The sequence below is a fragment of the Roseovarius sp. MBR-154 genome, from assembly GCF_053628595.1.
Genome location: NZ_JBRJGR010000004.1, coordinates 1 through 25594 on the forward strand (window position 1 = coordinate 1; position 25594 = coordinate 25594).

The window sequence follows — 25594 nt, forward strand, 5'->3', positions numbered from 1 at the left end:
AAATAATGCGCAGCAAAGGCCGCGCGGACATCCAGAAACCAAGGAAAACAAAGATGAACCTCGGATACCTTCGCATTATCGCGTCCTCGCGATTAGCCGTGATCCATGGAAACCTGGACGCGGCGATGGAGGCGGCCAACATCACCGGCAGTGAAGGCACGTTAAACCGGCAGGCCAAATCCGCAGCGCGGTCGGCCTTCGAGAGCACCAAGCAGCGCTTCTTCGGGCATCTGCTGACCTCGATGAAGACGCCGACGCTGATCCGCTCGATCCAGGCCGATCTGGAAGCGGGCCATGCCGCCGTGATCCAGATCGTCTCGACCGGCGAGGCGCTGATGGAACGGCGACTGGCGGAGATCCCGACCGACGAATGGAACGACATTTCCGTCGATGTCACGCCGCGGGAATATGTCGGCTCGTACCTGCAGCATTCCTTCCCGGTGCAACTCTACGAACCCTTCACCGACAGCGAAGGCAACCTCTCCTCGCGACCCGTGTTCCGGGACGGCCAACCGGGCGAGAGCCGCGAAGCCGTGGCGCGACGCGACGAGATGCTCGAACAGCTCGGCTCGCTTCCGCCTGTCCCGGGCGCGCTCGACCAGATCGTTCAGCGCTTCGGCACCGATCTGGTGGCGGAGGTCACGGGGCGGTCCCGGCGCATCGTGCGAAAGGGCGAAGGCGCATCGGCCCGCCTGGTCGTCGAGAACCGCGCGCCCTCCGCCAACCTTGCCGAGACTTCGGCCTTCATGGATGACCAGAAGCGCATTCTGGTCTTCTCGGATGCGGGGGGCACTGGGCGCAGCTATCATGCTGACCTTTTGGCGCGGAACCAGCGCCTGCGGGTGCACTACCTGCTAGAGCCGGGCTGGAAGGCCGATGCCGCCATTCAGGGGCTCGGGCGCACCAACCGCACCAATCAGGCGCAACCACCGCTCTTCCGGCCCATCGCCACGGATGTGAAGGCCGAGAAGCGGTTCCTCAGCACGATCGCCCGTCGTCTCGACACGCTGGGTGCGATCACGCGCGGGCAGCGCCAGACCGGCGGCCAAGGCCTGTTCCGGCCCGAGGACAATCTGGAATCCGCCTATGCTCGCGATGCGTTGCGCCAGCTCTATCTGCTGATCGTGCGCGGCAAGGTCGAGGGCTGCTCGCTTGAACGGTTTGAGTCCGCCACCGGCCTGAATCTGATGGCCGCGAACGGCATCAAGGACGACCTGCCGCCGATCACGACCTTCCTCAATCGCCTGCTGGCTCTGACCATCGAGTTGCAGGGCATCCTGTTCTCGGCCTTCGAGCAGCTTCTGCAGGCCCGGATCGACGGAGCGATTGCATCCGGCACCTATGACATGGGGCTGGAGACGCTGCGCGCAGAGAGCTTCATCGTCACCGACCGGCAGGTGATCCACACCCATCCGGGTACTGGCGCGGAAACGCGGCTGCTGACCCTGACCGAGCGCAAACGCAATCAGCCGGTCACGCTGGATGCGGCGCTGGCGGAGCTGGATGATCCGCGGGCGAAGCTGCTCACCAACGAGCGGTCGGGCCGCGCCGCCGTGCAGATCCCGACCACCAGCGTGATGCTTGATGACGGCGAGATCGAGCGCCGCGTGCGGCTGATCCGGCCGATGGAAGCAATGAACCTGCCCGCGCGGGCGATGGGCGAAACCCACTGGATCGAGGCCGACCATGCCGACTTCGCCACGGCCTGGAACTCGGAGCTGGAGGAAGTGCCGGAGTTCACCGACAGCATCCTGTATATGGTGACCGGGCTTCTGCTGCCGATCTGGAAGCGCCTGCCACAGGAGACCTCCCGGGTCTATCGGCTCCAGACCGACGAGGGCGAGCGCATCATTGGTCGCCGTGTCTCGCCCGCATGGGCAGCAAATGCCGCTACCAGCGGGGTTGCCACCAGCATCACGCCAGATGAGGCCTATGCCACGCTGATCGAGGGTCATACGATCCTTGATCTTGCCGAGGGTCTGCAACTGCGCCGGTCCCGTGTGATGGGGGCGAACCGGATTGAACTCGCCGGCTTCACCGACACGATGCGCGAACGCCTGCGGGCCTATGGGCTCTTCAGCGAGATCATCTCCTGGAAGCTGCGCTTCTTCGTGCCGGTGGGCGCACCGGGGCCGGAGATCATCGGCAAACTGCTTGACCGCTTCCCGGTCGAGCGCATTTCCGAGCGGGAGGCCGCGTAATGGCACGTCTCAACGCTTCCGAACTGGCGCAGCGTCTCGGCCGAGAGGCCGAGGCGGTGTGCCGCCACTACCTCTCGAACGGGCGCAAGCAGGGCAATTACTGGCAGGTCGGCGATGTGCAGAACAGTCCCGGCCGCTCCATGTTCGTCCGTCTGACCGGGCCGGAATCGGTCAAGGGCGCGGTCGGCAAATGGACCGATGCGCAGAGCGGGGAACATGGCGATCTGCTCGACGTGATCGGCGAAAGCCTCGGCCTCATCGATTTCGCGGACATCGCCGAAGAAGCTCGCCGCTTCCTCAGCCTGCCGCATCCCGAACCGGAGCCGCAATCCCGCAAGTCCCGAACACCGCCAGCACCACCGGGATCGTCCGAAGCCGCCCGTCGCCTCTGGCGCATGACGCGGCCTCTGATCGGTACCGTCGCAGAGACGTATTTACGCGGACGCGGCATTGCGGATTTACGCGGAACCGCAAATCTGCGGTTCCATCCGAGCTGCTACTGGCGACCCGAGGGCGACGGCCCAACCGAAACCTGGCCCGCCATGATTGCCGCCGTCACCGACCTCGATGGCAGGATCACCGGCGCGCATCGCACCTGGCTTCAACGTGACGGCTCCGGGAAAGCGCCGGTCGATCCGCCGAGGAAAGCGATGGGCGATCTGCTCGGACACGCCGTCCGGTTTGACGAGCCGCAGGATGTGCTCGCCGCAGGCGAAGGCATCGAGACCATCCTTTCGCTGCGGGCGGCATTGCCCAAGATGCCGATGGCCTCCGCACTTTCGGCCGGGCATCTCTCCGCCATCCAGTTCTCCCCGCATCTGCGCAGGCTCTACATCGTCCGCGACAACGATCCGGCAGGTGACGCCGCGCGGGACAATCTGGTGGACCGGGCCATCGGGGCCGGGATCGAGGCGATCACGCTTTCGCCCATGCTGGGAGATTTCAACGACGATCTCGTCAGTTTTGGCCTGGAAGCGCTTCGGGCGCAGATCCGGGTGCAGATTGCCCCCGAGGACGTCAGCCGCTTCATGGCGCTTGCGCCATAGCCAGAGAGGGCCGTGAGCGGGGACAACCGATCCCGCCATGGGCAAGGGGTTACGGCACCTCTGCAAGAGATCCGCGCCTTGGCCTTCTTGAGAGGGCGAACGGCCCACAAACGCTCCGGCCCGGCAATGGCGGCGCCCGACTGATTTCCGTCGGCGGGCAAGCCCGCCTTTACAGCGCGAAACAAATCAGCCGGGCTTTGCCATCAAGGCCCTCGCAAAGAGCTCGGGCTGCCAGACCGGAGCGCCCGTGGGCTTGTCGTCGCCATGAAGGCCGCGACGGTCGCGGTCCAGCCGAAGGATACATCCCATGTATGCCCATGACGAATTCGAACCCGATCACAGCACGTCTTCCACCGGCCATGTCATCGAAGAGCTCGAACTCTATGGCTACCGTCCCCCCGAGGGCGAGGCCGATCTCCGGATCACGCCCGAGGACACCGCCATCCAGGGCGCGGTTGCCGATATCTTCGACGCCCTGATCTCCACCATGGCCGATACCAGCCTCGATTTCGACCTTGACGAGATCATGTGGTCCACCGTCAACACCTTCCACCGCGCCGTCGAGCGGATCGAACGCAAACTCGACGATAACGAGCAAGCGCAGAAGCGCCTTCAGCGCGAACAGGACGGAAGCGAGGTGAAATCCGTCCAGTTGGAGACGCTGATCGGCCTCGGACAAAACCTGATCGAGCGCCGCGACAGCATGGAGACTTTCCGCGATACCGCCGCCGACCTCTACCTGCGCAGCACAGGCACGCCCTGGTCACCGCGCTCCGGATCACGGGTCAACCATCGCCAGATGACCTCGGCCATGATCGACAGTCGCGACTTCATCGCCGCAAAGCGCAGGGCCGACAACGAGGTGCTAGTGCCCTCCGGGCCGAAGATCGCCTTCTCGGGCGGCGACACCACCGATCACCGCACGATCTGGGCCAGGCTCGATCAGGTCCATGCCAAACACCCCGACATGGTGCTCCTGCACGGAGGTTCGCCGAGAGGGGCGGAACGCATCGCGGCCACTTGGGCCGACAATCGCAAGGTCGCGCAGGTCGCCTTCAAGCCGGACTGGACGAGACACGCCAAGGCTGCGCCCTTCAAGCGCAACGACCGGATGCTCGATACCATGCCTATCGGGGTCATCGTCTTCCCCGGAACGGGTATCCAGGAAAACCTCGCCGACAAGGCCCGCAAGATGGGTATCCCGGTCTACCGCCTCGCGGAGGGCAGCGCGTGAGCGCTGCCTGCAATCCATCGATACCATGCCCGGCAGAACTCTCGCCATGCCGGGCGATTTCATGCTATGTTCGCCTTGCGCCATGGTGGTGGTGGAAGGCGCGACCGTTCCAAGTCAAACGGGAGATTCCACCATGATCGTTCTCGGAATCCTTACATCTTTCGCGGCCATTGCGGGCCTGTGCTGGTTGGTGTTCAACCTCGCGGTCTTCGCCCTGCCGTTCCTCGTCGGACTTCATACCGGCATTTGGGCCTATGGAACCGGCGCAGGCTGGTTCGGTGCAATCCTCGTCGGCGGCTTCGCTGCAGGGTTGACGCTTGCCATCGGTCAGGCGCTGATCATGCTCGTGCGCCCGCTCTGGGCGCGGTTTGTCATCGCGCTGATCTTCGTGGTGCCGGCGGTGCTCGCTGGCTTCCACGCAACCCTCGGGATCGCCAGGGCCATGATGTCCTCGGAGACCTGGCAGATGATCTTCGCCGTCATCGGCGCTGGCGCTGTAGGCGTTTCCGCCTTTCTCCGCATTGCCGGTTCGGCAGCCGAGCCTTCGGACAGCTCTCCCGTGAGCGCCTGACACTGCAGGCGATCCGATGAGGCGGGGCCTGATCAGTGCTGGACTGTCATCCTAATCGTCAGATTGCCGGTATGGGGCGGTGTGCGGATCGGCATGAGGCCCGCGTCGCTGCCCGTGGCCGTGCGGAGGGAATGGCGGAGCGTTCGAGCGGCAAGTCGCACCTGTGATTGCGGGGGCACGTCGGGCGGGGCGCCTGGAGAACGACGCGCATGGCCTGTCGCGGGTGAGCAAACCCGCCGGTGGAAAGGCCGGTCAGGCTGATGAGCATCCGCGTTTGCCATCGTCTCCGTTCCTTGCCCGTCCCATGTCCGCTCCATACGGCCCTTTCAATGGCCTGATCTGGCCGAAGACCGGCTTTGCCTCGACCGGCTTGGCGCAACAGCGCCGCCATAACTTTCTTCCCCTGGGCTGTGCCCATTCCGCGCGAAACAAGAAAGTTCTGCCTTTGCTGTCCGGCCCCCGGCACGCCGGGGGTGCGCCGCCGGTCGTCTCCGGCCTGTCGATCGCCATCGGGCCGCAATGGTGCGGACCCGGAAACGGAAAACGGAGACCTAAAATGGCAACCATCGGCACCTTCAAGAAGACCGGCAACGAATTCACCGGCGAAATCGTCACCCTCAGCGTCCAGGTCCAGGGCGTGCGCATCGTTCCCGACACCCGCGCCACCGGCGAGAACGCCCCCAGCCACCGGGTCCTGGTCGGCCGCGCCGAGATCGGCGCCGCCTGGTCCAAGCGGTCCAATGAGGGCCGCGACTATCTGGGCCTCAAGCTGGACGATCCGAGCTTCACCGCCCCGATCTACGCCAACCTCTTCAACGACGAGGACGGCGAGAGCTACGCTCTGATCTGGTCCCGCCCCAACGGTCGCCGCGGCGAATAACGCCGTCGCGAGGCCCCGGTCGAAAGGCCGGGGCCGACCGCCAAACCGGGCAACCGAATCAGTTCCCGAAATTTGCGACGCCAAAGCGAAAACGCAATGTAAACACGTCAGAATTTTGGTGGTGAATTTCCACAATACGACTATAATAGTCGTAGTTCTGGCGTTTGCGCCGGACCGGATGGGAGGTGATCTGCATGATCACCGCCCGACAATCACGGGCCGCGCGGGCGCTTCTTGGCTGGACACAGGAGCAGTTGGCGGATGAGGCCCGGGTATCTTTGACCGCGCTCAAGCGCCTCGAATCCGAAAGCGGGCTCGAGGTCTATGAGACCACGCGCGATCAGATCCGACGGGCTTTCGAGGCGAATGGCATTCTGCTCCTGAACTCCGACCAGGGGATTGGAGTGATGCATGTTCAAGCGAAGGCTGCCTCGAAGGCCTGACCTTTCCGGCAGGTTTTGCAGAGAGCCGAATTGCGCTATTGCCGTGCTCACAAAACTGTCAACTGGCTGTGCTAGGGATGTGCAGCAAACGCCGTGGGGATGCGCGTGACGATCAGCAGCTTGCAGGATGTGCCGCCACAGGGGGACGTGGTGACGGAGTATGACCGTCGTCACATGACGCAGTATATGCGTTTACTTGATGCTGCAGGCGAGGGCGCGAGCTGGCAGGAGGCCGCGCAGATCATTCTGGGTCTCGATGCGCAGAAAGAGCCAGAGCGGGTGCGCCTGGTCCATGACGCCCATCTTGAACGCGCGCGTTGGCTGAGCTCGGAAGGGTATCGGCAGTTGGCGGCGGGGCGAACCGCCTGAGTAGGTGATGCACCGCGCGCATCACCTGATGCTTTGGGGCGGGCTTCCCAAGCGATTGATCTCTTGGAATCCTTTATTGTGATCAACCCAGGGGAGAGGCGATGCCATGCAACCTGATCGCTCGAATTGGCGTGACCAGGCCGCCTATGACTATCTCGATGATCTGGCTGCGCCGGAACTCGGCTGGGAATGCCTGCGCCGCAATCCCGAATATCAGCATGACTACGCGAAGCTCGCAGGAGAACCCCCGGAGAGGGTTGATCTGATGGATCAGGTCGGCCGTCGATGGGGGTTGTGCTTTCCCGATCCGACCCGGGCTGACCGCCTCCGTCGCGGAGGTGTTCTGGTGCCCGGCGGTCGACACAGGTGCCGTGGTGCTCGTTGCCGCCCCCGAGGCACTTGGCGGGGAGGCTGATCGTCTCGGCGAGGACATCGTCGCCTCGACGGGCAGACCGTCCCCCATGGGGGAGCACCTGCGCCACAGGCTGCCGGACGGGACGTACCTGCATCTTGTCGCACCTTCGGGGCCCCGCCACAGGCTTGTGGCCACCGTTCCTCTCGGCCCCGAGGGTCTCGACCGCATCGAGGCAATCCAGCGGCTGCTGGCGGACCAGCACCGCCGTCGATCCATCCCGCGCGACACCCGTCTGACCGCGCAGCAGAAAGCGCGCCTGCGGCGTGTCCTCCAGGCCTCCGACGCCGCCTTCGACGGCGCGACCCAGAAGCAGATCGCCGAGGTGCTGTTCCGTACCGGTCACCTGGACCGCGATGAATGGCAGGTCTCCTCGGCCCGTTTTGCCGTCTCCAGCCTCCTTCGCGAGGGGCGTGACCTGATCGCCGGTGGCTATCGCAAGATCCTGCGTCACCAACGCCGCCTCTAGGTCGGCGATCGCGCGCCGCGGTGTGCGGATTTACCCCTGCCAACTCCCCACTGCATCTGACCGGACGCGCTTCGCCATCGTGACCGTCATCAGCCGCTGTTTCACGGCACTGGTCACACACAGTAGGGAGACGCCCGATGTCCGCCATCTCAACCGAACTTCCCCCGCGCTATCTGCGCACCAAGGAAGCAGCGCATTTCCTCAGCCTGTCGGCTCGAACGCTGGAGAAGCACAGGACCTACGGCACCGGTCCCGCCTACCACAAGCTTGGCGGGCGTGTGGTCTATGCGATCGATGACCTGCAGGCCTGGGTCGAACGCGGCGCTGTCACCTCGACTTCCGACCCGCGTGGCCAGGTGCTGCCAGCGAAGCGCCATACGCTCCCCAACCTCCCGCAGCCCGGCCGCTTCGTGCGCTGACGCGGGGGGCGACACCATCATGACTGACGGACGCAAACCCCGCTCCGAGCGTGGACAGCTCGATCTGTTTCGCGCGCTGCCCGGTGACTTCGCCCCCAGAGATGCGCAGGACCTCATGGCCTATCCCTTCTTTTCCCTCGCCAAGTCTAAGCGTGTTGCGCCGATCGACTTTGCCGCTGGCAGCGTCAGCATTCGGGTCGAGGCCGTTCCCGATCACGGTATGGCCACAATCTGGGATGCCGACATCCTGATCTGGGCGGCGAGCCAGATCGTCGAGGCGCGTGACGCGGGGCTGCGCACCTCCCGGCTGATGGCCGCCACCCCATATGAGATCCTCACCTATGTTGGTCGCGGAACCAGTGCGCGGGACTATCAGCGCCTGAAGGCGGCGCTGGATCGTCTGCAGTCGACGACGATCTCCACCTCGATCCGGCAGCCTGCAGAAGGACGCCGCCATCGCTTCTCCTGGATCAACGAATGGCAGGAGCGAAGCGACAGGGAGGGGCGCCCGGACGGCATCGAGTTGATCGTGCCCGACTGGTTCTACCAGGCCGTGCTCGACAATGCGCTCGTCCTCACCATTGATCGGGCGTATTTCGACCTGACTGGCGGGCTCGACCGTTGGCTCTATCGCCTGGTGCGCAAGCATGGTGGCAGGCAACGGGACGGCTGGCGTTTCGATTTCCATCATCTTCACCAGAAGTCCGGGGCGCTGTCCCCCTTCAAGCGCTTCGCCTTCGAGCTTCGCGACATCATCCGGCGGCAGCCGCTGCCGGGCTATACGCTCTTTCTCGAGACAGAGGTTGGTGGCCGCAAACTGCTGGCTTTCGAGCCCGCTCCGGGCTGTGGAAAACCTGTGAATGGGCTCGTGCTATCGGGAACCCGGGCTATCGTGCTATCGGGAACCCAAGGCTCGTGCTATCAGGAACCCAAACAGGGGGTAACGCACGGAAACGAAATAAGAAATCGCCCCCTTAACTTAGAGTCTAACAAAGAGTCTAACTTTGAAGAGCGCGCGCGTGATGTGGAAAACCTCATCCGTGCCACCGCAAAAAGCCTCAGCCAGGCCGGTAAGACGAAGGCAGCCGTCGCCCCATCGGTGCCGCGAACGGCTTCCGATCAGGGTGTCGCAGCAGCCTCCGATCATTCAGATACGCCCCGCCTTCCTCTCGAATTGCCGGGAGGTGGCGAATGATCATCGCTCTGCTCAATCAGAAGGGTGGCGTCGGCAAGACGACGCTGGCGCTCCATATTGCTGGTGAATTGGCGATACAGGGCAAGCGTGTCACCCTGATCGATGCCGACCCGCAAGGCTCCGCCCTGGACTGGTCGCAGCAACGCGCCCGCGAAGGTCTGCCGCGGCTCTTCGGCACCCTCGGCCTGGCCCGTGACACCCTGCACCGCGAAGTCCCCGAACTTGCCCGCACAGTCGATCATGTCGTTATTGATGGCCCACCGCGTGTTGCGGGGCTCATGCGCTCAGCGCTGCTCACCGCCGATCTGGTGCTGATCCCGGTACAGCCCTCGCCATTCGATGGCTGGGCCTCTGCCGAGATGCTGTCCCTCCTTGCGGAGGCCCGCATTTATCGGCCGGAACTTGTCGCCCGCTTCCTGCTCAACCGCTGCGGCGCGCGCACCGTCATCGCCCGGGACACCGCCGAGGCGCTGGCGGATCACAATCCTCCTGTGCTTGCCAGCACGATTGGTCAGCGCGTCGTCTTTGCAGATGCGGCGCAAACCGGTCGCCTCGCCAGTGACATCGACCGTCAATCGCATGCTGCCCGAGAGATCGCGGCGCTGACGTCTGAGATCGGGCGCCTCGGTCTTGGGAAGGTGGCGGTATGACCGGGCGCAATGACAAGCGTGGTTTCGCCGCGCGGCCAATCGATGCCGAGACCTGGATCAAGGCTGGCGAGGCGCCATCCGCACACGGTCGCGCGGCGGCGATCTATACGGCCCGGCTCACCATCGACATCACCCCGGACCTGCGCGGTCGCATCAAGGTCGCAGCTTTCAGCCGCGGCGTCACTGTCGCTGACATGCTGCGCGAGTTGCTCGGGCGCGAATATCCGGAACCCGAAGGAGAACCTCAATGACCGGCTTTGTGATCCCCGGCGTGACCGGAGACGGATCGTTCGACGCCCGTTTCCGCGGCGAGCTGACGCGCGTGGAACTGACCTGGGTGGAGAAGCGGATCGAGTTCTGGATCAGGTTCGGTCAGGAGGCCGGAACGCAGATCCTCGACCGCAGTCGCCGCATCGTCTTCTTCTGTCCCGGTGCCGTGTTTGGCTTCGTCCGTTGGGCGGCGAATGACTACGGCACCGTTGTCTCGCGCATCGACATCGTGCGCGCGGTCGCGCCCGGCTGTGCCTGTCAGACGCTGCCTTTCGTACGTCCCGGTGGCGAGATTTTGTTGAAGGTCGAAGGCTGGCCCAAGGTCGAAGAGGTTCTGCGCCATGTCGATGCGATCGAGGGTTTCGGCATCGACCCCACCGAGGTTGATCCCGACCACTGGCGCCATGTCACGCACTGGATGAAGGCGGGCGAAGCGCCGCGTCCCTATACGGCAGTGCGTCATGACGCATGGCTCCGGCGCCGGGAGATCGGAAAATGACCCGTGCCCGCTACATCATGGTGACGGTTGCGGCGCTCGCCGCCGTCATCGCCGGCAGCATTCCGACTGCGCCACGGTTGGTCTGGAACGCCTCAGCCAGCGTGCCGATTGGTTTCTACACCATTGCGCCGGTGGACCGGCTCGCGGTGCCAGATCTGGTCGTGGTCATGCCGCCCGAACCCTTTGCAGGTTTCATGGTCGCGCGCGGCTATGTCGGTCGCGATGTGCCGATCCTGAAGCACGTCATCGGGCTGCCGGGGCAACGGGTCTGCCGCGCCGGCGCCGCGATCACCGTCGATGGCAGACACCTGGGGGTGGCGCGAGAGCGCGACAGCCAGGGCCGTGATCTTCCCGTCTGGCAGGGCTGCCGCACCATCGCCGAGGGCGAGGTTTTCCTGATGAACCCGGCGGTCTCTGACAGCTTCGATGGCCGATATTTCGGTCCGTTCCCCACCTCGGCCGTGATCGGCCGGGCCAGTCCGCTGTTCACCGATGAGGGTGGCGATGGCCGCCTCATTTGGCACGCGCCGGAGCGGTGACGCGCGTCCATCGCGGGACGTGCGAGCGGCCCGCATCCTAACAACCGTATGAAGAAGGAACCTACAATGCCACAGATCGGTCAATTCACCCGCACCTCGTCCGGCTATGCCGGACATCTTCGCACGCTCTCTCTCGACCTGGAACTGACCTTCGTTCCCACAGACAATGTCGATTCCGAGAAAGCTCCCGACTATCGCATCCATCTCGGTGACGAGGAGGGCCTGGAGGTTGGCGCGGGCTGGAAGCACACCGGCGAAACCGCAGGAGCGTTCGTCTCGGTCCTGCTCGATGATCCGGTTTTCCGGCATCCGATCCGCGCCCGCCTGTTCCAGTCGGATGAGGAGGGCAGGGCGTGGGGGCTGTACTGGACCCGCCCGAAGAAGCGCGATGAGCAGGACTGACCATGATCATGTCCCGCACCCGTCCCGCTTTGGGGAGAGGCGGTGTCCGCCGCCGCATGCTCCTTCTTCTTCTTTCCGGCCTCTTCCTTCCTGTCACCGCCACCCAGCCGCTTCTGGCGCAAACCGATGCGCCCGATCACGCAATCGCCGCGCATCCCTACGCTGCCCAGGTCACCGAGGCATCGCAGCGCTTCGGCATTCCGACGACATGGATCATGGCCGTGATGCGGGCGGAAAGCGCGGGTGATGTGCGCGCGCTGTCGTCGGCCGGTGCGATGGGGCTGATGCAGGTCATGCCCGACACCTGGGCCGGGCTGCGCATCCGTCATGGTATCGGCCATGATCCCTTCGAGCCGCGTGACAACATCCTCGCGGGCACGGCCTATCTGCGCGAGATGTGGGACCGCTATGGCAATGTCGCGGCGATGCTGGCGGCCTATAATGCCGGTCCCGCCCGCTACGACGAATACCGACTGACGGATCGTCCGCTGCCCGCCGAGACGCGTGCCTATGTCGCTGCGCTTGCGCCCTTGCTGATTGGCGAGCAGCCGCCGGACGGCACTGTTGCTGCAGCCCGGCCGCTCGATTGGCGTGAGGCGGCAATCTTCATCAGCCGCGACGACGGGACGTCTGCGGCCGCTTCTGTGTCGCCTCTCCGGACGGTCGGCGGCGCTTCTCCCCCCGTCCCGGCGGTGCCGCAGGCGGGCATCTCCCCGCAGGCTGAGGGCCTCTTCGTCCAGCCGGAGACTGGTGAGGCCCGGCCATGATCCGCGCCACGACACTTCGCATTCTATCGTGCTCTGGCGTGCGTTTGAGGGGACGGCCGGTTGTGGCGGGCACCACGACCGAAGGATGGCAGGATAAAAGGACGCACGGTGCGCGGCGGCTGGGCGGTTGTTTCTGTTCATGTTTTTGCCGCGTTCCGCACTGTGTGGCACGTGTTCGCACCGTGCGAGATGTGCCTAAGTTTCAGGAAATGATCGCTGTTTCGCACTGTGCGGGGATTTCCCATGCCCGATGATCGCGAGTTCCGCATCCGCCCGGGGCGTATCCGCTCCACCCGGGCGCAGCAGGCCCGGCCCTTTGTCGCACAGGCCCTGGCTGCGGCGAAAAAGGCCGGTGGTGGTGTCTCGCGGGCCGGGCGCGTCACCCCGGGCAATCGGTCCCGCTTCGGGCGCGGTCAGCGTGCCAGCATTCAGGCCAACCGCCTCATCACCGCCCGCACCCGCGGCGCGGTGGTCAAGGCGCGTGTGGTGCGGCACAGCGGGACGTCCGCGCCTCTCGGAGCCCACCTCGATTACCTGCGCCGGGATGGCGTGACCCGGGACGGGGAGAAGGCCAGACTCTTCGGATCGGGAACGGAGGATGCCGATGGCCGGGCCTTTGCCGGGCGGTGTCGCGATGACCGTCATCATTTCCGCTTTATCGTCTCGCCCGACGACGCGCCGGACATGTCTGACCTGCAATCCTTTACCCGCGATCTCGTCGGGCGGATGGAGCAGGATCTCGGCACGGCGCTTGATTGGGTCGGTGTCGATCACTGGAACACCGCCCACCCCCATGTCCATCTGATCGTTCGGGGTGTGCGCGACGACGGCCAGGATCTCGTGATCTCGCGGGACTACATCAAGGAGGGCATACGGGACAGGGCACGGGATCTCATCACCCAGGAACTGGGCCCGCGCAGTGATCTCGATATCCGCCGGACACTTGAACGCCAGATCGGGGCCGAGCGTTGGACGCAGCTTGATCGCCAGTTGCTGCGGGACGCGGGGCGTTCGCGCATCCTCGACATGGCGCCGGATGCGGATCGGCAGCCGGATGCGTTTCACACACTGAAGGTCGGGCGTCTGCGCCGGCTGGAAGTGCTCGGCGTCGCCGACCAGATCGGACAGTCGCAATGGCACATCAGGGATGATGCAGAGGCGGTCCTGCGGGAGATGGGGGAGCGTGGCGACATCATCAAGCGGATGCATCGGGCGCTGACGGAACGCGGGATCGAGCGCGGGTCCTCGAGTTTTGTCCTTGCCGCGGAGAGCCTCGATGTTCCTGTCATCGGTCGTCTGGTCCAGCGGGGCCTCGATGACGAGCTGAAGGGGACAGCCTATGCCGTCGTCGATGGTGTCGATGGCCGGAGCCACCATATCCGTCTGCCCCATCTCGACGCCGCCGGCGACAGCGCGCCGGCCTCGATCGTGGAACTCCGCACCTATGACGATGCGCGCGGCCAGCGTCGCGTCGCGCTGGCGGCTCGGTCCGACCTGGACCTCGCTGCGCAGGTGACCGCGTCCGGGGCCACCTGGCTCGACCGGCAGGCCATCGCGCGCGAACCCTTCGCCTTGTCGGACCAGGGCTTCGGCGCCGAGGTCCGGCAGGCTCTGGAAGCCCGGGCCGATCATTTGATCTCGGAGGGGCTGGCCGAGCAGCGGGGCGGCAGGGTGGTCTTTGCCCGGCGTCTGCTCGGAACCTTGCGCGACCGGGAGTTGCAGGCGGTTGGCACGCAGCTCTCAGGGGAAACCGGGTTGCCGTTCAGCAAGGCGGAAGCGGGTGACTATGTGAGCGGTATCTATCGCCATCGTCTCGCACTGGCCTCGGGCCGTTTTGCGATGATCGAGGGCTATGGCGCTGACGGCGCGCTCGGCTTCCAGCTCGTGCCCTGGTCCCCCTCCCTCGAAAAGCACCTCGGCCGGGATGTCACCGGCGTCGCGCGCCGGGACGGCGGGGTTGATTGGGACTTCGGCCGCAAGCGCGGCCTCGGCCTCTGACCAAACACCGGAAAGGAGCGACAGTCATGTCCGCAACCAAGATCCTCTGGGGGCAGATCAGCATCGTCTTCCTCATCATTCTGGCCACCACCTGGGGCGCGACGCAATACGTGGCCGCGAACCTCGGCTACCAGGCACAGCTGGGCCCGCCTTGGTTCGTGCTGTTCGGGACGCCCGTCTACTATCCTCCCGCCATCTTCTGGTGGTGGTATTTCTACGAGGCCTACGCGCCGACGGTCTTCGCGAGAGGTGGGATCATCGCCGCCTCTGGGGGCTTCATCGCCATCGGTGTGGCCATCGCCATGTCGCTCTGGCGTGCCCGAGAGGCCCGCAACGTTGCGACCTATGGATCAGCCCGATGGGCCGAGAAGGGCGAGGTGAAGGCGGCTGGACTTCTTGACCCGGATGGAGTGGTCCTCGGTCGCTATGACCGGGACTACCTGCGCCATAATGGGCCAGAGCATGTGCTCTGCTTCGCACCGACGCGCTCCGGCAAGGGGGTAGGGCTGGTCGTACCCTCGCTTCTCACCTGGCCCGGCTCGGCCATCGTTCATGACATCAAGGGAGAGAACTGGCAACTGACCGCCGGGTTCCGCGCCCGGCACGGTCGGGTCCTGCTGTTCGATCCTACCAATCCGAACTCTTCGGCCTACAACCCTCTGCTGGAAGTGCGCCGCGGTGAGTGGGAGGTTCGCGATGTCCAGAATATCGCCGACATCCTCGTCGATCCAGAGGGGAGCCTGGAGCGGCGGAACCACTGGGAGAAGACCAGCCACAGCCTGCTCGTCGGGGCGATCCTGCACGTCCTCTATGCCGAGAAGGACAAGACGCTGGCCGGTGTCGCCAACTTCCTGTCCGACCCGCGGCGTCCCGTGGAGTCCACACTCCGCGCGATGATGCGGACGCCGCACCTTGGCGAGGCGGGGCCGCATCCCGTGGTCGCCAGTGCCGCCCGTGAATTGCTCAACAAGTCCGAGAATGAACGCTCCGGTGTGCTGTCGACGGCGATGTCATTCCTTGGCCTCTATCGCGACCCTGTCGTTGCCCAGGTCACGCGCCACTGCGACTGGCGGATAGGTGACATTGTCGGGGGAGCGCGACCTGTCACGTTGTATCTCGTGGTGCCGCCCTCTGACATCAATCGCACCAAGCCGCTCATCCGACTGATCCTCAACCAGGTCGGCCGACGCCTGACCGAAGACCTACAGGGCAAGGATGACCGTCATCGGCTGCTTCTGATGCTCGACGAGTTCCCGGCGCTTGGCCGATTGGATTTCTTCGAGAGCGCGCTGGCCTTCATGGCAGGCTACGGGCTGAAGAGCTTCCTCATCGCCCAGTCGCTGAACCAGATCGAGAAGGCCTACGGTCCGAACAACTCGATCCTCGACAATTGCCACGTCAGGGTGAGCTTCGCGACCAATGATGAGCGCACGGCCAAGCGGGTTTCTGACGCTCTCGGCACCGCCACCGAGATGAAGGCGATGAAGAACTATGCCGGTCACCGTCTGGCGCCGTGGCTCAGCCATCTCATGGTGTCCCGATCGGAAACTGCGCGGGCCTTGCTCACCCCCGGAGAAATCATGCAGCTGCCGCCGACCGATGAGATCGTCATGGTTGCCGGCACACCGCCGATCCGGGCGACGAAAGCACGGTATTACGAAGATGAGCGGTTCACCGAGCGGGTCTTGCCGCCACCCGACTTGGTGGATGTAGGCGCGTCCGGGAAGGATGACTGGAGCAGTCTTGCAGTCCCAAAACAGGACAACGAGCTGGAGCCAGTCTCCGAGACGGGATTGGAGGATGAGGACCCGACAGTGTCGGAACGCCGTCTTCAGCCGGAGTTGGCGCAGCCTCAGCCGGTCGAGAGGCAGGCCCCCATTGAGAACGAGTTTGAATTCGACCCGCCCGAGGATGAGGAAGATGGCGCCATCCGCAATCGGCGCATCCTGCAGCAGATGCGCGGTGTCGCGCGTCAGGTCTCCCTCAATCCCGATGACGGCATGGAGCTTTGATCATGACCTCGAGCCGCAAAAAGACGAAGATCTCAGTCTATCTCGATCCTGAGGTCATGCAGATGCTGGCAGACTTCGCCGCCCGGCGTGATCGATCCCAGTCGATGGTGGCCGAGGCTGCGATCGCATCCTTCCTTTCTCCGGATGACGCAGAGCGCCGCGAAGCCGTTCTGGCCCGACGCCTGGATCAGATCGACAGACGGATTACCCGGTTGGAACGCGATGTCGGGATCTCCGTCGAAAGCCTGGCGGTGTTCATCCGTTTCTGGCTTGCGACGACACCGGCCCTGCCGGAACCCGCAGCCAAGGCCGCGCGGGCAAAGGCTGGGGAGCGATACGAGGCATTCATCTCAGCTCTCGGCCGGCGTCTGGCGCAGGGGCCGAAGCTGCGGCAGGAGGTGGCGGAGGATGTGGAAGGGGGCACAGGTGGTTGAAAAGATGTCACCTGCCTCAGCCGCAGACGTGGGAACTGTAGCCGTGATCATCATGTCCGGGTTGATCGGCCCATTGCGGTCACTGGCTGGTTAGCCTTTCGCTGCGGTGCAGCTTTCCCAGACCGGACTTCCATGGCGGGGCGCAGCACCAACACGAAGTCTCTCGGTATAAATGGGGGACCGAAGGGGGCAGATCTCTTGTCGACGGGGAGGAAATTTGCTCTACTTCGCGTCCTCCGCTCTTCTCGCCCAATTCACCTAAGGGTCTTGGGGCGATGCCAGATTCGTTTATTCAAGGTGAGAAAGGAGCTGAATTTAGTCGTCCCTCTCCAAGAGCAATTATGGTGCAATGGTTCTTCGCACGGGTCATCGCGTTGTATAGCAAGCGCCGCTTGTGCTCTCCACTTCCAGTCGCAGATTGCGGCCACAGGACGATTACTCTGTCAAACTCTCGGTTCTTTGCTCCATGGATGGACATCGCCTTGATATTCGCACTTTTATTGAATCCCAGGCGGGTGTTGATTCTGACGGCGTCGGCGATAAAGGAAACCAGTTGGGCCTTCTCGAAATCTGCTTGACCAGTCACCCGATAGAGTCTTCGGACGCGCCGGTCCACTGTTTTCAGAATTGGTTGCGACGAGTGCTCTTCCAACAATGCACAAACCTCGCCGTATGACGATGTATCTGAAAATCCAAGCGCATCAGTCAGCTCGCGCTCAATTTCTCTGTCCCCACCTTCCCACGTAATCGAGAATGGGCCAAAGGTTCCACCTTTGGGCCATTTCCATTCTCTTGTTCCAGTGATCTCAATGGCGTTCCGAATAATGGAACTTTTCGAGTCCGGCGTGAGAATTGCAACATCCTTGCAGCCTCGCGTCAGTTGAAATGCCAAGCTCCATGCAAGCAAGAATGGATTCTTGGCCGTGGCCGGGACTTCCGCAAGTTCGACACCTTCGCCTACCCAATGAACTCTGCCTTTATTTCCAATACTTTCTTCTTTCAACGCATCCAGCATATTTCCCCCCTCTCTGACGGCCAAAGCAGCGCCCAGCAAACCTGTTTTGTTTGTTCGGTGACTATGTTTGAGGGAGTGAGTGGTTCCTGCACCTAGCAAATGGTCGATGAAATCCGCTGTTTCTTGGCCGTCGCTCAAACACTGGAAGCTGTCTGCAGCGACAACCGCCGTACAGCTATCGACTAAACCAAGAACTATCCCTTGCCGATAAGCATCAAGGTCCTGAGCCTCATCGACCAGTACCAAAGGATAAGTTCGGGCCACCCAACCGCGAACCTCAGAATCTTTCAAGAGTTCACTGGCCAAGAAACAAGGCCCATGAAATTGGCCTAATTCCTCGGCTTGCTGCAGCATTTCGTCGGTCAGTTTGGCACTTCTGCGTTTGGCCAACGACTGAGCAAAAGAGTCAAAGGTAAGACAGTCAAACTTTCGTCTAAATGATGTTTCGGCATTCAGGCTCGAAGTGAGCCGTCGTCGCGCACCATTCATAAAGGTAAGGGCAAGCATACGTTGACCTTCACCCAAGGCACCGTTCTCGATCAACTGCCGGGCATGAGCCACCATACTGAAGGTCTTGCCCGACCCAGCCGGCCCTTCGAAGAAGTCAATCGTCATCGGGAGGCACGAACCGGAAGGTCGGCATTGCGGCTCCACCTTCGGTCTCCTGGACGAAAAGAGGAGAACTCTGTTCTGAAGGATCAAGCAGAGTGTTACAAAGTGCATTAAGTAGCTGGGCTGCCCGCTTTCGGCATGCGGTTTCGCCCATCAAAATTGCCGACGTGATCTCTTGTGTGGGGGCGTAGGACTTCCTGCCTTCCAAGAAAGTAGAAAGCTCTGCCGCGTTACCGATTTCCGTGCCGGTTGCCTCAGATATCTTGGGTAAAGTTTGTGCAAGGTTTGCTTCCGCAATCCAGGTGATCACGTGTTCAATTTTCCAATCTGTTGGCCATATGATTGCCGCGCTAGGCGATGGATCAGCCTGTCTCAATTCCGCTAGGTAGCCCCTTCCGGCTTGATCTCCGTCAACTAGGATTGCGCAATGATGATGGACACGCCTAACCACTGCATGCGTCTCAGTGATTTTTGCGTCGTCTGTGGGTACGACCCCAACGAAAGTCGAAAACTTCGATTGCTCATCTTCAGGAGAGTCCCAACTTTGCCTTAACTCTAAAGCGGTTTGGAGCGTCTCGAGCCAAGCAACATCGCTGATACCCTCTGGGATCAGCACACGCTGATGCATCAGCGCTGCAATGAGCTTTTGGCGCCAAGCAAAAAACAGGTGTTGTTTATGGTTGGACGGACCCGCAGGTTCTGTCTTCGAGAGTGGCTTAACGGTTACTTGGCCGATTTCGTTGTCGACAAAATATGTTGCGTCGACGGGGAACATTGCCGCAACGAGGGGGGAATGCGTAGTTACAATAGTCTGATCACAGAGCGCGTTTAGCCGGTTTACGAGCCTCTTTTGTTGAGATGGTTGAATGTGTAGTTCTGGCTCCTCCACAGCGAGGACGAATGACTTATTCGCATCTGCTCTGGCCTTTCCGAATTGCATCAGTAGAAGTAGGCTTTGCAAGGAAGTCAAACCAGTGCCTTGTCTGGCGGATGGGAGGGTTGGCCCGTCCCCGTGCGCAAAATGTGGAACGACACTTTCAAGCACTGAGTTACTGTCCGTCCCTGTGATGCGGAGCTGGAGTTTTGGTGATGTTGGCATGAGCTTTCCAAGTTCATCATTCGCCTGCTCAACGATTCCTGTAAGCCCATTTTGGTTTTCCAGTCGAAGACCTTCTTCTGGTTCCCAAAGACGTTCTCTTGCATCACGTATCGCTGTCGCAGGGAGGCCACCCAATGTTGCTACAAGACGCCGAAACAGTTCTGAAGTGAACGAAATCCATTTGTCCCATGTACGGGACGCGGGGACCATGAAAAAGCCTAGTTCTTGAAGAGTCTTTGGGGAAATTGGCGTGACAACAGTGTTCTCATGGAACGGATCACCAAGGGTTGCCTCATCATCGACAAAGAACCTGATGGTTTCGGCTTCTAGTTCTTGCAGATCAAATCGGGCCGAAAATGCGATCTGAACGCTTAGCTCAGTGTGCTCCTCGTCTGCTGAGGCGGCAAGGCTGCCTGTAGTTGGGTTAAGCCACTTCTCAACGCCTCCGCGATCAATCGCAAACCAAGATGGGCTATGCTGTGGGTCATTCTCCGGAAAGCCTGTGATGGTGGCTATGATTAAGATCCGAGATGTTGCGATCGGACGGCTTTTGTAGAAGTCATGTTCAGTCAAGCGCCGAATCAGTCGATCTCTTCCCAGCAGCAAGGCAAGAGCCTCAATAATCGTTGTCTTGCCGTTATTGTTCGGCCCCACAAGAACGGAATGTTTGCCAAAATAAATGTCTGCGTTTTGCACCCCACGCAGACCTGAAATCTTGAGACGCTGAATATACAATTAGAGTTCCTATTTCGGCCAAGAAGGAGAAGGTCACACGTTCAGGGCGAGGCTACAGGTGTCGCCGCCGGTTGAAAATGCCATTCTTGTTGTTCAGTTTGCCGCGCAAAGATCTACCTTGTCGAAGCATAGCCTATGAGGATGTCTGCTTTCCCGAGCTAGGGAAATACACCGCGCGCCTGCGGCTAAAGTCCGCTTCCCGCCCGAATTCACCATGTTCTCATGACGGTTGCCACGATGCCTTCCTCCCGGAGTGAAACTGGGGATCATTCCGCCGTTTTCCTGTCATTGCACGCTAGGCTACTACGCCCCTCGGAAACCTGTTGAGCCGTAGGCTTTTACGGCTTTCTTAATCGACCCCGATCCAGGGCGGCCTGTTGGAGGCGCCTGCAAAGGAGCGGGGCCGGCATGGCGAAGACCGATCAGAGACCAGAGGTGATCCGTAGAGGCGCGCGGATGCTGCGCACCGCGCTCGGGCCAGCGATCGCCGGGTTTCTGGATGACCCCATGACCGTCGAGGTGATGCTCAACCCCGATGGGCGGCTCTGGGTCGACCGACTTTCCGAGGGGCTGGCCGACAGTGGGAAGACGCTCAGCGCAGCGGACGGAGAGCGCATCGTTCGACTGGTCGCCCACCATGTTGGCGTTGAAGTTCATGGCCTGTCCCCACGCGTCTCTGCGGAGCTCCCGGAAACCGGCGAACGCTTCGAGGGGCTCTTGCCGCCCGTCGTCGCAGCCCCGGCCTTCGCCATCCGCAAGCCAGCCTTAGCGGTGTTCACGCTCGACGACTACGTCGCCGCCGGGATCACGACCCCGGCGCAGGCCGAGGCCCTGCGGCAGGCGGTTGCGGCCCGTGCCAATATCCTGGTGGCGGGGGGCACATCGACCGGCAAGACCACGCTGACCAATGCGCTGCTCGCCGAGGTGGCCAAGACCTCCGATCGCGTCGTGATCATCGAGGACACCCGAGAACTGCAATGCGCCGCGCCGAACCTCGTGGCGATGCGCACCAAAGACGGAGTGGCAAGCCTGTCCGATCTGGTGCGCTCTTCGCTGCGTCTGCGCCCCGATCGTATTCCCATCGGCGAGGTGCGCGGCGCCGAGGCGCTGGACCTGCTCAAAGCCTGGGGCACCGGCCATCCCGGCGGCATCGGCACCATCCATGCCGGTTCCGGGGTCGGTGCATTGCGCCGCCTCGAACAGCTCATACAGGAAGCCGTCGTCACCGTGCCCCGTGCCATGATCGCGGAGACCATCAACCTCGTAGCCGTCCTGGCCGGGCGAGGTTCCGCACGGCGTCTGGCCGAACTCGCCTGTGTCGAGGGCCTCGGGCCGGACGGCGACTACCGGATTTCACCTGTCATTTCAGAACCCACCACTCACGAACCAGGAGACCTCGAATGATCCGTCACGCCCTGCGCATTCGCCGCCACATCGCCACTGCGGTCGCCGCCACTTATGTCAGCCTGTTCATCGCTCCGGCTGCCCACGCCTCCGGGTCTTCCATGCCCTGGGAAGCGCCGCTGCAATCCATCCTCGACTCCGTCGAGGGGCCGGTGGCCAAGATCGTGGCGGTGATCATCATCATCGTCACCGGTCTGACGCTGGCCTTCGGCGATACCGGCGGTGGCTTCCGGCGGCTGATCCAGATTGTCTTCGGGATTTCCATCGCCTTTGCGGCCTCGTCCTTCTTCCTGAGCTTCTTCAGCTTTGGTGGCGGAGCGCTGATCTGATGGCGGTGAGTTTCGAAGCCCTCGACGCCGTACCGGGGTTCAGCGTGCCGGTTCACCGCGCGCTGACCGAGCCGATCCTGCTCGGCGGAGCCCCACGCTCGGTCGCCATTCTGAATGGCACGCTCGCCGGTGCGGTCGGCCTCGGGCTTCAGCTCTGGCTGGTCGGGATCCTGATCTGGGCCGTCGGCCACATCGCTGCCGTCTGGGCGGCCAGGCGCGATCCGCTCTTCGTCGAGGTCGCCCGCCGCCATCTGCGCATTCCCGGTCATCTCTCGGTGTGAACCCCCATGATGAATCTCGCAGAATACCGTCGCACCGCCTCGCGCCTCGCCGACTACCTGCCCTGGGTGGCGCTGGTCGGGGAGGGCGTGGTCCTCAACAAAGACGGCTCGTTTCAGAGGACGGCGAAGTTTCGGGGTCCCGATCTGGACAGCGCCGTCGCGGCCGAACTGGTCGCGGTCGCCGGACGGTTGAACAACGCATTCCGCCGCCTCGGTTCGGGTTGGGCGATCTTCGTGGAAGCGCAGCGCTCTGAGGCCGCGACCTATCCGGTGAGCACCTTCCCCGATGCAGCATCGGCGCTGGTCGATGCCGAGCGCAAGGCCGATTTCGAAGAGGAGGGGAGCCATTTCGTATCCGGCTATTTCCTGACGCTCCTCTGGCTTCCGCCTGCCGAGGACGCGGCGCGCTCGGAAGCCTGGCTCTACGAGGGCCGCGAAACCTCAGGTGTGAACCCCTGGGAACAGGTGCGCGGCTTCATCGACGGAACGGATCGCGTGCTGGCGCTGCTCGACGGCTTCATGCCGGACTGCCACTGGCTCGATGACGCCGATACGCTCACCTACCTGCATTCGACGATTTCGACCAACCGCCATCGCGTGCGCGTGCCCGAGGTGCCGGTCTATCTCGACGCGCTCTTGCCCGACCAGCCGCTGGCCGGCGGCCTGGAGCCGCGCCTGGGCAATCAGCATCTCCGCGTCCTGACGATCACTGGCTTTCCCGGCGCCACGGCCCCAGGCCTGCTCGACGAGTTGAACCGACTGGCCTTTCCCTATCGCTGGTCGACCCGGGCCATCCTCATGGACAAGCTGGATGCAACCAGGCTGCTGACCCGGATACGTCGTCAGTGGTTTGCCAAGCGTAAGTCCATCGCCGCGATCCTCAAGGAGGTGATGACCAACGAGCAATCCGCGCTGGTCGATACCGATGCCGCGAACAAGGCCGCTGATGCGGACATGGCTCTGCAGGAACTCGGCGCTGATGTGGCCGGCATGGCCTATGTCACCGCGACGATCACGGTCTGGGATGAGGACGTCCGCCGCGCTGACGAGAAGCTGCGGCTGGTCGAGAAGATCGTCCAGTCCCGCGATTTCAGCGTCATGGTCGAGACGGTCAATGCGGTCGATGCCTGGCTCGGAAGTCTGCCCGGACATGCCTATGCCAATGTCCGCCAGCCACCGATCAGCACATTGAATCTCGCCCATATGATCCCTCTCTCGGCGGTCTGGGCGGGCGAGGCACGGGACGAACATTTCGGCGACGCTCCGTTGCTCTACGCCAGGACCGAAGGCTCCACCCCGTTCCGGTTTTCTCTCCATGTGGGGGATGTCGGGCACACCCTCGTCGTCGGCCCGACCGGCGCCGGAAAATCCGTGTTGCTGGCGCTGATGGCGCTTCAGTTCCGGCGGTACTCGCGCAGCCAGGTCTTCGCCTTCGACTTCGGCGGCTCGATCCGCGCCGCCTCGCTCGCCATGGGCGGCGACTGGCATGACCTCGGCGGAGAACTGACCGACCCGGACGAGAACTCCGTATCGCTACAACCGCTGGCCCGCATTCACGAGACGTCAGAGCGTGCCTGGGCGGCTGACTGGATCGTCGCCATCCTGACGCGCGAGAACATCCGGATCACTCCGGATGTGAAGGAACATATCTGGACGGCACTGACCTCGCTGGCCTCGGCCCCTGTGGGCGAGCGGACCATGACCGGCCTCGCGGTCCTGCTGCAGTCCAACGACCTGAAGCAGGCGCTCCGCGCATACTGCTTGGGTGGACCCTATGGCCGGCTGCTCGATGCCGAGACCGAACAGCTGGGATCGGCGGATGTGCAGGCTTTCGAGATCGAGGGGCTGGTGGGAACCGGCGCGGCGCCCGCCGTCCTCTCTTACCTGTTCCACCGGATCGGCGATCGGCTCGACGGGCGGCCCACGCTGCTCATCATCGACGAGGGCTGGCTGGCCCTTGATGACGATGCCTTCGCGGAGCAGCTCCGCGAGTGGCTGAAGACGTTGAGGAAGAAGAACGCCTCGGTGATCTTCGCGACGCAGAGCCTTAGCGACATCGACGGCAGCGCCATCGCGCCTGCTATCATCGAAAGCTGCCCGACGCGGCTCCTGCTGCCGAACGAGCGGGCCATCGAGCCTCAAATCACGGCCATCTATCGTCGCTTCGGTCTCAATGACCGGCAGATCGAGATCCTCGCGCGGGCCATGCCCAAGCGCGACTACTACTGCCACTCGCGGCGTGGCAATCGGCTGTTCGAACTGGGACTCAGCGATATCGGTCTGGCCCTCTGCGCGGCGTCGTCAAAAGCGGATCAGGCGCTGATTGCCGAGATCTGCGCCGGGCACGGGAGAGACGGGTTCCTCGTCGCCTGGCTGAAAGCACATGGCCTGGATTGGGCCGCCGAGCTGATCCCCGACCTCACCAATCTCGCCAGCGACGCAGGAGGGGTCTCTCCGGCCACCGCTGTTGTTGAGGACGCCGACATCAACCTTGAAGAAGAGGAAGTCACACCATGACACGCAAGATTACGTTTCGGTCCGCAGGCACGTCGCTGCTCGCCCTCGCGCTGGCAATGCCCATGGCCATGTCGCCCATCACAGCGCCGCCCGCACACGCGCTCTTCGGCATCGGCGGGGGGCCTTTCATCGTTTACGACCCGACCAACCATGCCGAAAATCTCCTGACCGCGGCGCGCGCTCTGGAGCAGATCAACAACCAGATCGCACAGCTCCAGAACGAAGCGCAGATGCTGATCAACCAGGCGCGCAATCTCGCCAACCTGCGGTATTCCGCGCTCCAGCAGATCCAGCAGAACGTCAGCCGCACGCAACAACTCCTGGCGCAGGCGCAGAACATCGCCTTCGACGTGCAGAGCATCGACCAGATGTTCCAGCAGGACTATGGCAACCTTTCCCTGACGGCGACCGACCAGCAACTGATCGCCGAGGCCCGGTCCCGTTGGGAGAACACCGTCGGTGGCCTGCAGGATGCCATGCGCGTGCAGGCCGGTGTCGTCGGCAATATCGATGTCAATCGTGCAGAGATGTCCGCGCTCGTGGGGCAGAGCCAGAACGCGGTCGGTGCTCTGCAGGCCACGCAGGCGGGCAACCAGCTCCTCGCACTGCAATCGCAGCAGCTCTCGGACCTGATCGCGGTGATCTCGGCAAACGGTCGCGCCAATGCGCTGACCGAGGCCGAGCGCGCCACCGCTGCAGAACAGGGCCGCATCCAGCGCGAGCGCTTCCTGACGCCGGGCGCGGGTTACCAACCCGGCAACGCGCAGATGTTCAACTAAGGCCGGGAGGGGG

At 63.0% G+C, this 25594-nt stretch carries 26 protein-coding genes and 1 pseudogene; 25 read left to right on the plus strand and 2 right to left on the minus strand.

Annotated elements, in window-relative coordinates; translation table 11 throughout:
* Positions 1 to 83: 83 nt before the first annotated feature.
* The 20 genes and pseudogenes from ACSSV4_RS06515 to ACSSV4_RS06610 all read left to right on the plus strand — a co-directional run.
* A pseudogene (locus ACSSV4_RS06515) lies at positions 84 to 2201 on the plus strand (strawberry notch C-terminal domain-containing protein); the annotation flags it as partial.
* Positions 2201 to 3247 (plus strand): DUF7146 domain-containing protein, encoded by a 1047-nt coding sequence (locus ACSSV4_RS06520; protein ID WP_454274214.1) that lies wholly within the window; start codon positions 2201 to 2203, stop codon positions 3245 to 3247. The pseudogene ACSSV4_RS06515 and the gene ACSSV4_RS06520, both read left to right, overlap by 1 nt.
* 307 nt (positions 3248 to 3554) lie before the next feature.
* Positions 3555 to 4481, plus strand: a complete 927-nt coding sequence (locus ACSSV4_RS06525; RefSeq protein WP_454274215.1) for a DUF2493 domain-containing protein — start codon at positions 3555 to 3557, stop codon at positions 4479 to 4481.
* 82 nt (positions 4482 to 4563) lie between these two features.
* Entirely contained in the window at positions 4564 to 5052 is a 489-nt protein-coding gene (locus ACSSV4_RS06530; protein WP_454274217.1) for a hypothetical protein, read from the plus strand.
* A gap of 556 nt (positions 5053 to 5608) precedes the next feature.
* The gene (locus ACSSV4_RS06535; RefSeq protein WP_454274518.1) at positions 5609 to 5932 is read left to right on the plus strand and encodes a DUF736 domain-containing protein; all 324 of its coding nucleotides are present in this window, start codon (positions 5609 to 5611) and stop codon (positions 5930 to 5932) included.
* 194 nt (positions 5933 to 6126) lie between these two features.
* On the plus strand, positions 6127 to 6375 hold the full coding sequence (locus ACSSV4_RS06540) for a helix-turn-helix domain-containing protein (protein ID WP_454274219.1): 249 nt from the start codon (positions 6127 to 6129) through the stop codon (positions 6373 to 6375).
* Between the two features lie 99 nt (positions 6376 to 6474).
* Positions 6475 to 6744, plus strand: a complete 270-nt coding sequence (locus ACSSV4_RS06545) for a DNA -binding domain-containing protein (protein WP_078527670.1) — start codon at positions 6475 to 6477, stop codon at positions 6742 to 6744.
* Positions 6745 to 6850: 106 nt separating this feature from the next.
* On the plus strand, positions 6851 to 7159 hold the full coding sequence (locus ACSSV4_RS06550) for a transcriptional regulator domain-containing protein (RefSeq protein WP_454274221.1): 309 nt from the start codon (positions 6851 to 6853) through the stop codon (positions 7157 to 7159).
* Positions 7119 to 7625: a DUF2285 domain-containing protein gene (locus tag ACSSV4_RS06555; protein WP_454274223.1), complete on the plus strand. Its 507-nt coding sequence runs from the start codon at positions 7119 to 7121 to the stop codon at positions 7623 to 7625. Before ACSSV4_RS06550 ends, ACSSV4_RS06555 begins: the two co-directional genes overlap by 41 nt.
* A gap of 137 nt (positions 7626 to 7762) precedes the next feature.
* Positions 7763 to 8044: a helix-turn-helix transcriptional regulator gene (locus ACSSV4_RS06560; RefSeq protein WP_454274224.1), complete on the plus strand. Its 282-nt coding sequence runs from the start codon at positions 7763 to 7765 to the stop codon at positions 8042 to 8044.
* A gap of 115 nt (positions 8045 to 8159) precedes the next feature.
* Positions 8160 to 9239 carry a replication initiator protein A gene (locus tag ACSSV4_RS06565; protein WP_454274519.1) on the plus strand — a complete coding sequence of 360 codons (1080 nt, stop codon included), beginning with the start codon at positions 8160 to 8162 and terminating at the stop codon, positions 9237 to 9239.
* Positions 9236 to 9889 carry a ParA family partition ATPase gene (gene parA / locus ACSSV4_RS06570; RefSeq protein ID WP_454274226.1) on the plus strand — a complete coding sequence of 218 codons (654 nt, stop codon included), beginning with the start codon at positions 9236 to 9238 and terminating at the stop codon, positions 9887 to 9889. Before ACSSV4_RS06565 ends, parA begins: the two co-directional genes overlap by 4 nt.
* Positions 9886 to 10140: a ribbon-helix-helix protein gene (locus ACSSV4_RS06575; protein WP_390265008.1), complete on the plus strand. Its 255-nt coding sequence runs from the start codon at positions 9886 to 9888 to the stop codon at positions 10138 to 10140. The genes parA and ACSSV4_RS06575 overlap by 4 nt, the downstream gene beginning before the upstream one ends.
* Positions 10137 to 10658, plus strand: coding sequence for a DUF2840 domain-containing protein (locus ACSSV4_RS06580; protein WP_454274227.1), 522 nt, complete (start codon positions 10137 to 10139; stop codon positions 10656 to 10658). The genes ACSSV4_RS06575 and ACSSV4_RS06580 overlap by 4 nt, the downstream gene beginning before the upstream one ends.
* A complete protein-coding gene (locus tag ACSSV4_RS06585) occupies positions 10655 to 11197 on the plus strand; it encodes a S26 family signal peptidase (protein WP_454274229.1) in 543 nt (180 codons plus the stop codon). Before ACSSV4_RS06580 ends, ACSSV4_RS06585 begins: the two co-directional genes overlap by 4 nt.
* 66 nt (positions 11198 to 11263) lie before the next feature.
* Positions 11264 to 11599 (plus strand): DUF736 domain-containing protein, encoded by a 336-nt coding sequence (locus tag ACSSV4_RS06590; protein WP_454274230.1) that lies wholly within the window; start codon positions 11264 to 11266, stop codon positions 11597 to 11599.
* Between the two features lie 2 nt (positions 11600 to 11601).
* Positions 11602 to 12366, plus strand: a complete 765-nt coding sequence (locus ACSSV4_RS06595) for a lytic transglycosylase domain-containing protein (protein ID WP_454274232.1) — start codon at positions 11602 to 11604, stop codon at positions 12364 to 12366.
* Positions 12367 to 12609: 243 nt separating this feature from the next.
* Positions 12610 to 14364 (plus strand): relaxase/mobilization nuclease domain-containing protein, encoded by a 1755-nt coding sequence (locus ACSSV4_RS06600; RefSeq protein WP_454274233.1) that lies wholly within the window; start codon positions 12610 to 12612, stop codon positions 14362 to 14364.
* A gap of 26 nt (positions 14365 to 14390) precedes the next feature.
* Positions 14391 to 16376 (plus strand): conjugal transfer protein TraG, encoded by a 1986-nt coding sequence (locus ACSSV4_RS06605; RefSeq protein WP_454274234.1) that lies wholly within the window; start codon positions 14391 to 14393, stop codon positions 16374 to 16376.
* 2 nt (positions 16377 to 16378) lie between these two features.
* Positions 16379 to 16810, plus strand: a complete 432-nt coding sequence (locus ACSSV4_RS06610; RefSeq protein WP_454274235.1) for a CopG family transcriptional regulator — start codon at positions 16379 to 16381, stop codon at positions 16808 to 16810.
* A 292-nt stretch (positions 16811 to 17102) separates the two neighbouring features.
* Here ACSSV4_RS06610 and ACSSV4_RS06615 read toward each other — a convergent pair whose 3' ends face one another.
* On the minus strand, positions 17103 to 18440 hold the full coding sequence (locus tag ACSSV4_RS06615; protein WP_454274236.1) for an ATP-binding domain-containing protein: 1338 nt from the start codon (positions 18438 to 18440) through the stop codon (positions 17103 to 17105).
* Entirely contained in the window at positions 18430 to 20271 is a 1842-nt protein-coding gene (locus ACSSV4_RS06620) for an ATP-dependent nuclease (RefSeq protein WP_454274237.1), read from the minus strand. The genes ACSSV4_RS06615 and ACSSV4_RS06620 overlap by 11 nt, the downstream gene beginning before the upstream one ends.
* A gap of 456 nt (positions 20272 to 20727) precedes the next feature.
* Here ACSSV4_RS06620 and trbB point away from each other — a divergent pair, with 456 nt between their 5' ends.
* The 5 genes from trbB to trbJ are packed head-to-tail and all read left to right on the plus strand — an operon-like array spanning position 20728 to position 25581.
* A complete protein-coding gene (gene trbB / locus ACSSV4_RS06625; RefSeq protein ID WP_454274520.1) occupies positions 20728 to 21675 on the plus strand; it encodes a P-type conjugative transfer ATPase TrbB in 948 nt (315 codons plus the stop codon).
* The gene (locus ACSSV4_RS06630; RefSeq protein ID WP_454274238.1) at positions 21672 to 22004 is read left to right on the plus strand and encodes a TrbC/VirB2 family protein; all 333 of its coding nucleotides are present in this window, start codon (positions 21672 to 21674) and stop codon (positions 22002 to 22004) included. The genes trbB and ACSSV4_RS06630 overlap by 4 nt, the downstream gene beginning before the upstream one ends.
* Entirely contained in the window at positions 22004 to 22285 is a 282-nt protein-coding gene (locus ACSSV4_RS06635) for a VirB3 family type IV secretion system protein (RefSeq protein ID WP_009573786.1), read from the plus strand. The genes ACSSV4_RS06630 and ACSSV4_RS06635 overlap by 1 nt, the downstream gene beginning before the upstream one ends.
* A 6-nt stretch (positions 22286 to 22291) precedes the next feature.
* Positions 22292 to 24802 carry a conjugal transfer protein TrbE gene (gene trbE / locus ACSSV4_RS06640; RefSeq protein ID WP_454274239.1) on the plus strand — a complete coding sequence of 837 codons (2511 nt, stop codon included), beginning with the start codon at positions 22292 to 22294 and terminating at the stop codon, positions 24800 to 24802.
* On the plus strand, positions 24799 to 25581 hold the full coding sequence (trbJ, locus tag ACSSV4_RS06645) for a P-type conjugative transfer protein TrbJ (RefSeq protein ID WP_454274241.1): 783 nt from the start codon (positions 24799 to 24801) through the stop codon (positions 25579 to 25581). Before trbE ends, trbJ begins: the two co-directional genes overlap by 4 nt.
* The last annotated feature ends 13 nt before the right edge of the window (positions 25582 to 25594 follow it).